The following is a 3,023-nucleotide window of genomic DNA, read 5'->3' as shown; positions in this document are numbered from 1 at the left end:
CCATGTTGCTCAAAGCCATTGAAGAAAAACACTTTTATCCCGTCGGCAGCGACAGCGAAGTCAAAAGCGACTTCCAACTTATCGCCGGTACCAACCGCGACCTACGCCACGAAATCCGCGCCGGACGCTTCCGAGAAGACCTGTTCGCCCGCATCAACATCTGGAATTACCCACTGCCCGCACTTGCCAACCGTCGCGAAGACATCGAGCCCAACGTCGAACACCAGCTCGCCCTAGCCTCGCAAGAACTCGGCCGAACCACCCGCTTCAACAAAGAAGCCCTGGCCGCCTACCTCGACTTCGCACACTCAGATCAAGCACCATGGCGCAGCAACTTCCGCGACCTCGCCGCCAGCATCATGCGCCTGGCCACACTCGCGCCGCAAGGCAGGATACAGGTAGAACAAGTCCAAGCCGAAATCGAACGCCTCAAATGGTTATGGTCGGAAGAACCTTTTTCAGACGGCCTCTTACATAAAAGGCCGTCTGAAAAAGCACAAGACTATCCCGATAAAGTCGATTGGGACACATTGGATTTGTTCGACAAGCTACAACTGCAACACGTTATCGATGAATGCCGCAAACACCTCAACATGGCCGCCGCTGGCCGTGCATTGTTCAACGTCTCCCGAACAGAAAGAGCAAAAGTCAATGACAGCGACCGATTGAGGAAATATTTACAGCGATTCGGATTAGAATGGGGAGATATTTAAATAGAGTGTGCAAGCTAGCTCATTTTGATAGCATTATTTTTCATCATTTATAAAAAACAAAAGGCATCAATCCGATGCCTTTTATTTTCGTTAACATGAAAAATTAATGTTCATACCAACATTTGATCGATTCACGAATCACTTCCTTGGCTTACTTCAAAAATGCCACATGATAGGCAATATGCTCACCAATAAAACTGGCGATGAAGTAATAGCTATGATCGTAGCCTTTGTGGAAGCGCACATCGGCCGGTTGATTTGCCGCACGACAGGTTTCGATAAAATCTTCGGTACGCAATTGTGTTGGCAAAAACTCATCTTCTAAGCCCTGATCAATGCGCATACCTTGCACTTTACAGCCTTGTTGGATGAGCGAGTTAGCATCATATTGCTGCCATTTTTCGCGATCTTTCCCTAAATAGGCAGAAAAGGCTTTTTCTCCCCAAGGCACGAGGCTTGGCGACAAAATAGGCGAAAAGGCAGAAACACTTTGATAACGTTCCCGGTTTCGCAGCGCCAATACCAATGCGCCGTGTCCGCCCATTGAATGCCCCATAATGGAACGTTTGCCGTTGGTAGAGAAATTTTCCTCAATCAGACCAGGCAACTCATTCAAAATATAATCATACATTTGATAATTCGTCGCCCAAGGCTGCTCGGTCGCATTAAGATAAAAACCCGCACCCTGCCCTAAATCATAAGCAGCATCGTTCGGCACTTGCTCTCCGCGAGGGCTGGTATCGGGGGCAACCACAATCACTTGATGTTCTGCCGCATAACGCTGAAAGCCCGATTTGGTAATGAAATTTTGTTCCGTACACGTTAAGCCGGAAAGCCAATAAATCACACCAAGCGGTCGATTCTCTGGATTATCCGGCAAATAGACGGCAAATTTCATTTCGCATTGAAGCGTTTGGGCATCATGTGCCCAAACTTGTTGCGAACCACCAAAAATTTGATGTTGTTCAATCAGTTTCATCGCATACCTTAGTAATGAATAACAGCGCGGATCGATTTACCTTCGTGCATTAACTCAAAGGCTTCATTGATTTGATTGAGTGTCATTGTGTGGGTCACAAATGGTTCCAACTGGATGTCGCCTTTCATTGAATCTTCCACCATTTTCGGAAGTTCAGAGCGACCTTTCACGCCACCAAATGCCGTGCCTTTCCAAACACGACCTGTTACCAACTGAAACGGACGAGTTGAAATTTCTTGTCCCGCACCCGCTACGCCGATGATAATGGATTGTCCCCAGCCACGGTGCGCACTTTCTAATGCTTGACGCATTACGTTTACATTGCCGATACATTCAAAGGTATGGTCAATGCCCCATTTATTGATGTCTAACAACACATCTTTGATCGGTTTATCGTAATCGTTCGGATTTAAACAATCCGTTGCACCGAACTTTTTTGCCAACTCGAATTTTGAAGGATTGGTATCAATAGCGATAATGCGACCCGCTTTGGCTTGACGCGCACCTTGCACCACCGCCAAACCAATCGCCCCCAAGCCAAACACGGCAACAGAGTCGCCTTCTTGCACTTTTGCCGTATTATGTACCGCACCAATACCTGTAGTAACGCCGCAGCCGAGCAAACATACTTGTTCGTGGTTGGCTTCTGGGTTGATTTTTGCCAGTGAAACTTCGGCAACAACTGAGTATTCGCTGAAGGTCGAACAGCCCATATAGTGATAGATCGGCTGACCTTGATAAGAAAAACGCGTCGTACCGTCCGGCATTAAACCTTTACCTTGTGTATCACGCACTGAGACGCACAAGTTAGTTTTACCTGAACGGCAAAACTCACATTCGCCACATTCAGCGGTGTAAAGAGGAATGACATGATCACCCGGTTTTACGCTTGACACACCTTCGCCCACAGCAACGACCACACCCGCACCTTCATGCCCAAGCACCACAGGAAATACGCCTTCCGGATCGCTTCCTGATAACGTAAATGCATCAGTGTGGCACACGCCAGTGTGCGTGTTACGAATTAACACCTCGCCTTTGTGCGGCATTTCTACGTCGATTTCCACAATTTGTAAGGGTTGATTTGGGGCGAATGCCACCGCCGCACGCGATTTGATGGTTGAATTGGTTTGTTTCGTTTCCATTATTTTTGCCTTTTAATTCATTAATAAAGTTATCTAGCCTAAGTAAGATAACCACAGGTTATACTTTGACCTCCACTCTAAAGCAAGCATTTTTGCAATTTTCGCTCCGGCGGTAGCATGATCACCTGAAGGATCGCCATGCAATCGATAATTAAAGGCTTCCGAATATTTCCCTAAGTCATGAAT

The 3,023-nt window shown here is 47.0% G+C and carries 3 protein-coding genes; 1 reads left to right on the top strand and 2 read right to left on the bottom strand.

The features are described 5' to 3' along the window. A partial coding sequence (locus ACTHUM_RS11095) for a sigma 54-interacting transcriptional regulator (RefSeq protein ID WP_440402894.1) occupies window positions 1-713 on the top strand: 713 nt, incomplete at its 5' end. 151 nt (window positions 714-864) lie between these two features. Here the strand turns inward: ACTHUM_RS11095 and fghA are convergent. Both fghA and ACTHUM_RS11085 read right to left on the bottom strand, forming a co-directional pair. Then, window positions 865-1,692 carry an S-formylglutathione hydrolase gene (gene fghA, locus ACTHUM_RS11090; protein WP_107768955.1) on the bottom strand — a complete coding sequence of 276 codons (828 nt, stop codon included), beginning with the start codon at window positions 1,690-1,692 and terminating at the stop codon, window positions 865-867. Between the two features lie 8 nt (window positions 1,693-1,700). Then, window positions 1,701-2,837 (bottom strand): S-(hydroxymethyl)glutathione dehydrogenase/class III alcohol dehydrogenase, encoded by a 1,137-nt coding sequence (locus ACTHUM_RS11085; RefSeq protein ID WP_070461659.1) that lies wholly within the window; start codon window positions 2,835-2,837, stop codon window positions 1,701-1,703. Window positions 2,838-3,023 lie beyond the last annotated feature (186 nt).

Source organism: Neisseria sp. P0021.S006 (genome assembly GCF_051956895.1).
This window is presented reverse-complemented; position numbering and strand designations above follow the sequence as displayed.